The 5,224-nt window shown below is 69.0% G+C and carries 5 protein-coding genes; all 5 read right to left on the bottom strand.

From position 1 onward, the window contains the following. Positions 1–498: 498 nt before the first annotated feature. Positions 499–1,089: a hypothetical protein gene (locus G5B31_RS20635; protein ID WP_165020073.1), complete on the bottom strand. Its 591-nt coding sequence runs from the start codon at positions 1,087–1,089 to the stop codon at positions 499–501. A 125-nt stretch (positions 1,090–1,214) separates the two neighbouring features. Then, the gene (locus tag G5B31_RS20640; RefSeq protein WP_165020074.1) at positions 1,215–1,859 is read right to left on the bottom strand and encodes a response regulator transcription factor; all 645 of its coding nucleotides are present in this window, start codon (positions 1,857–1,859) and stop codon (positions 1,215–1,217) included. 130 nt (positions 1,860–1,989) lie between these two features. Continuing rightward, positions 1,990–2,337 (bottom strand): hypothetical protein, encoded by a 348-nt coding sequence (locus tag G5B31_RS20645; RefSeq protein WP_165020075.1) that lies wholly within the window; start codon positions 2,335–2,337, stop codon positions 1,990–1,992. An 86-nt stretch (positions 2,338–2,423) separates the two neighbouring features. Continuing rightward, positions 2,424–4,097, bottom strand: coding sequence for a hypothetical protein (locus G5B31_RS20650; protein WP_165020076.1), 1,674 nt, complete (start codon positions 4,095–4,097; stop codon positions 2,424–2,426). Positions 4,098–4,250: 153 nt separating this feature from the next. After that, positions 4,251–5,224 (bottom strand): hypothetical protein (locus tag G5B31_RS20655; protein WP_205912050.1); only part of this gene is annotated, 974 nt, incomplete at its 5' end.

Here is a 5,224-nt window from a genome sequence, read left to right on the forward strand (position 1 = left end):
GGTGATGCGGAAATCCGAGGGGGTCTCGGCTTGAATGCGGATCGTTGCCATCGGTCTTGGTCCTCGAAGTGTCAGGTTTCAGTGGTGCGAAGATCGTCCAGACCGCAGCCGGTCCGGCGGAAAAGGCGCGGGAAGGGGCCGGCCCCCGGCACTCCGACGGACCGTGCGCGGATGAAGGGCGAACAGGATCGTGAGGATCGACACTTCTCGCCTTTCGCGCTGTTTATAAACTTATGAATGTATATCGCATCCTATGTGATGATCGTCAATCCTTAGGTCTAGGTATCTCCAGACCCCATGTTGCGATCACCTTCGGGCGCAGGCGCCCTGTTGGGCTTCCTCCGACACTCCTGCGTGCCCCGGGGCATCCACACCGCTGGACCGACGGCCCGGCGTCGCGCGGCGGGCGCTGTGGTCGTGGCGGGTCCTCCCCGTCCCGCGTATCGGGACAGGGCAAGGGCAGCCGCGATACCCGGCTTGGCCGGCCCGGCCCGGACCTCAGGCGATGCTTTTCAGGAAATGCTCGTTGTTCTGATAGGCCGCCTGCACACCCATGGTCAGCGCGGTGCGCATCAGCGGCGGCTTCAGGGTGACGTCGCAGGCCATCATCCGTTCGCAGGTGAAATCATGCGAGCGGACTTCGCTGGAAACCAGGATCAGCGGCAGCGAGGGCGTGGCGCGGCGGACCCGAAGACAGAAGTCGATGGTGGCCTCGGTATCGCCGAGGTAGTCGGAATCGACCAGCAGGAAATCCAGCTTCGGCGCGTATTCCCGCAGCCAGTCGAGCGAGATGTTCCCGTCCGAGACCACCATGACCACCGCGCGCATCTGGTCGGCCCAGTCGGTGATGTCGCGTGACAGCGCGCCGGCCGTGCCGCACATCAGGATCACCCCCTTGGGGCAGAGCGGGGCATCGACCAGCCGGCCGAGCTTGATGCTGCAGCCGCCGGCGGGGGCGGTCCCGGCGGCCGTTTGCGGCGCCGGCTGCGGGTCGGCCTGCGGCGGTTCCTCCTGCACCGGGGCGCGCAGGACCATCGCGGCTTTCGTCCGGGCGTCATCGGACTTGGAAGTGCGGCCGAACCTGAACATAAGTTCATCTCCTTGCTGCGGCGCGCTCCCGCGCCAATACGTTAGCATCTTTACCCGATACTAAAGTATATGATGGCAGGGATGTGGGGGGATCGTGGCAGGATTGTGGCGCTTGCGCCGCGCTCTCAGACCAGCTTCAGGTTCCGGGCTGCGATGACCGCCTGCGTCCGGTTCTGGACGCCCAGCTTGCGGCAGATGGATTTCACATGCATCTTCACCGTCGCCTCGGCCAGGCCCAGGGCGTCCCCGATTTCCCGGTTGGGCAGGCCCTCGGCCAGCTTGACCAGCACCGAGGTCTCCCGCTCGGACAGCGGAGAGGGGTTCGCCTGGCGGATCACGTTCTGTTCCTGCATCAGTTCGAGCGGGAAATAACGTTCTCCGGCGGCCATGAAGCGGATGGCGTTGACGAGGCTCTTCATCGAGCTGGTCTTGGGAATGACCCCCGCGGCGCCGTTCTTCATCATTTCGTCGATCAGGCGCGGCGTGGGGTTGCCGGTGATGATGCCGACGGGCTTGTCCCCGTTCAGGCTGATCATCCGGATCAGGGTTTCGACCCCGCGCATCCCCGGCATGTCCAGATCCAGCAGGATCAGGTCGAAACTGCCGTAACGGTTCAGCAATTCCTCCGCGCCATCCACCGACAGCGCCGTGCGCAGCTGGATGTCCGGCGTGTTCTCCAGCACCATTCCGATGATCTCGAGGATCAGCGTGTGATCATCTGCGATCAGCACATGGAGGGTCGCGGGGGTCGCGTAGCCGTCCTTCGTCATCCTGCTGCACAATCCGCCGTTGACCGCCATGGGACGCCGGTCCCGACGCCCTTTTTCTACATGTCTGCGAATTGTCTGCATTGTCAAGCGGCAGCCGGGCGCGACCTCCGGCCGGACCATCCTCGGCCGATCACGCCGACAGGGTGCGCGCCCGGCCGGTTCTCCATTCGATCAGGCGCAGCTTGTCCAGCAACGCCGGCTCCAGCGCATCGGGGCTGGCGCCGAAGCGGAGTCCGGTGGCGGCCGGGCCGGAAGCGGGCGTCCGGATCCCGGCCGCGATCAGCGACGGATCGAGGCCGGCGCGCTTCGCATTCTGCCCGGGCGGCTTCGGTCTCGGCCAGAGGAGCGAGATCGAAATGCTCAGCACATAGCCCGACGCCAGGATGCCAAGCGCGAGCAATACCTCTTCCCAGCCGACCAGACGGCTGAAAAACGCAATTGCGGCGGCCAGCAGGCAGATGATGGTGACGGTGGGCATGGAAAGGAATCCAGCAGCTTTGCGCGCCAGCATACACTCTTAAGAATATTTATCAAAACTAAAGTATGCTCCGAAGCGCACCGGGGTCAGGAGCCAGGACCGGGCTCTTCCGTCTCCGCCTCCCAGGGAAAATCGGGCTCTGCCTCCAGTTTCAGCAGGGCCATCAGGCAATGCTGCACGTTGTCGACGCGGATCTCGTTGTTGTAGACCTCGGTCCGCAGCCCGCCCATCACCGCTTCCGGCCGCGAGATGTAGAAGGCGTCGATCTCGCGGTCGCGGAACTGCAGCTGGCGCACCGCACGCAGCCCCCGCCGCAGGACCCGGGCATAGCGGTCTGCGCGATCGGTCTCGCCCAGACGGCGGGCCAGGCGCCAGGCCTCGGCCAGCCCCTCCATATAGACCCCGGTCGAGGAGGCGTGCGGCGGGCCGAAATCGGGCCGCTCCGGATCGAAGAACCGGCCCTGGAAATCGGGCGCCAGCCTGCCGCCCCATTGCTGCATCGGCAGCAGCCAGTCGTTGCGGTCCAGCACGAAGGCGGCCAGTTCCGGCAGGCCCAGATCCTCGTGCAGCATGACATAGGCCTGGCTGTGCCAGGGAACGAAGGCCGGATTCGGCTGCGCCAGGTGCCAGTCGCGGTAGTGGCGGAAGCTGGCAAGGCATTTCCGCGCCAGATCGGGGTCGCGGGTCTGCCGGTGGAGCGCGGCCCAGAACAGCAGCGCCTCGCCGGGGTAGAAGTTCTGGTTGTCGTTGCGGCCGGCCGGCACCAGGAAGGTGCGGAAGGAGCCGTCCGGTTGCCACAGATGTGCGACCCCGCGGCAGAGGCCGGCGAAGATCTCCTCATGCGCCGTGGCCTCGACCAGCCCGGAGGACCGGAATTCCAGGATCGCCAGCGCGGCCAGCGCCATGGCCCCCAGCTTGGCCTTGCCGTCGTGGAGGATGGTGCCGAGCCCGTCGACCTCGGCGTAGAATTTCCGCAGGTTGTGGGCGAGGTTGCGCCGGGCGGCCTCGGCCTCTCCGGCGTCGCCGCCACGGCGGGCGATGCGGCCAAGCGCCACCGTGGCCATGAACTGGCGGATGGTGTTGTCGGCGCGCGATTCCACCCCGCGGCTCGGCCAGTATTTGTAGGTCATGCGTCCGTCGGGATGCACATTCCGCAGCAGCCAGCCGGACAGGCCGCGGATCGTGTCCCGCAGCAGGCCGGGGCCGATGCTTTCGGGCGGAACGACCCGGCCGCCGCGCCAGAGCGCATGGCAGAGGCCGCGGTCCGGCAGGACGAGGAACTGGTCGGACTCGAAGCTGCGGATGCGGGCCCGGGCGGCAAGGCGCTCGGGCGTCAGGCCCAGGGCGGCCGCCTTGCGCTCGATCTCGCGGAAGGGTGGGCGGTTGCTGGCGATCGTCGCGGTCGGGGCGATGCGGGTCAGCCGGCCGTCCAGAGCGATCTCGATCCCGCGCAATCCGCGCTGGCTGTTGGCGAAGGCCGTGGCAAGCCGCTCCGGCGGCACGGGCCGGTAGTCGCGGGTCAGGCAGATCTCCAGCGCATCGGCCGGGCCGGCCAGGTCCGCCGCCGAGCGGGCGACGGCCTCGGCCAGTGTCGGCGCCGCGTGCCATTCCGCCGCGATCCGCCGGCCGTCCTGCCGCCAGGCCAGCCAGACCGGCGCGGCCAGCGGGAGGGCGTCGGACTCGGCGGAGCGGCCGGACATGCCTTCGGCGACGGCCTTCAGGACAAGGCTTTCGTCGGGAAGCGGGGCGGAAAGGGGCATGGGGGACCTCGGTCGGCGCCGGTGTTTGTTCGTCCGCAGGCTGTGCGGCGGTTCATCCTATTTGGTGATCGGCTCATGAAAAAGGGCTGCCGCTTTCGGCGGCAGCCCAGTTTGGAGGGAGAGGGCATCTCCGCTCCGTGAGCGTGGGGGCGCTCAGGAGAAGAGGCCGTTGCCTCCGAGCAGGCCTCCGAGGAGGCCATCGTCGCCGAGGACCGGGTCGAGCAGCCCGCCGTTGCCTTCGAGCAGGCCTCCGAGGAGGCCGTCATCGCCGAGGACCGGGTCGAGCAACCCGCCGTCGCCGCCGAGCAGGCCTCCGAGGAGGCCGTCATCGCCGAGGACCGGATCGAGCAGCCCGCCGTCGCCGCCGAGGAGACCTCCCAGCAGGCCATCGTCGCCGAGCACCGGGTCGAGCAGCCCACTCTCGCCGCCGAGCAGACCTCCGAGGAGGCCATCGTCGCCAAGGACCGGGTCGAGCAGCCCGCCGTTGCCGCCCAGCAGGCCATCATCGCCGAGGACCGGATCGAGCAGCCCGCCGTCGCCGCCGAGGAGACCTCCCAGCAGGCCGTCGTCGCCGAGGACCGGATCGAGCAGCCCGCCGTCGCCGCCGAGGAGGCCTCCCAGCACGCCGTCGTCGCCGAGGACCGGGTCGAGAAGCCCGCCGTCGCCGCCGAGCAGGCCCCCCAGCAGGCCGCCGTCTCCCAGCAGGCCCCCCAGCAGCCCGCCGTCGCCAAGCAGGCCGCCCAGCAGGCCATCGTCGCCGAGGACCGGGTCGAGCAGCCCACCGTCCCCGCCGAGCAGGCCCCCCAGCAGGCCGTCGTCGCCGAGCACCGGGTCGAGCAGGCCGCCGTCGCCGCCGAGCAGGCCTCCCAGCAGGCCGTCGTCGCCGAGCACCGGGTCGAGCAGCCCGCCGTCGCCGCCGAGCAGGCCTCCCAGCAGGCCGCCGTCTCCCAGCAGGCCCCCCAGCAGCCCGCCGTCGCCAAGCAGGCCGCCCAGCACGTCGGTCAGCACGTCGCTGACCGGGCCGCCGCCCGTGCCGGCCTCGCCGCCGAGGATGCCGGCCAGCAGGCCGTCGGTCAGCGCCGAGACCGCGCCCAGCACGTCGCCGGAGGTCAGCGTGGCCACGGTGT

The organism is Rhodobacter sp. SGA-6-6, assembly GCF_011043545.1.
Taxonomy (GTDB): Bacteria; Pseudomonadota; Alphaproteobacteria; order Rhodobacterales; family Rhodobacteraceae; genus Pseudogemmobacter.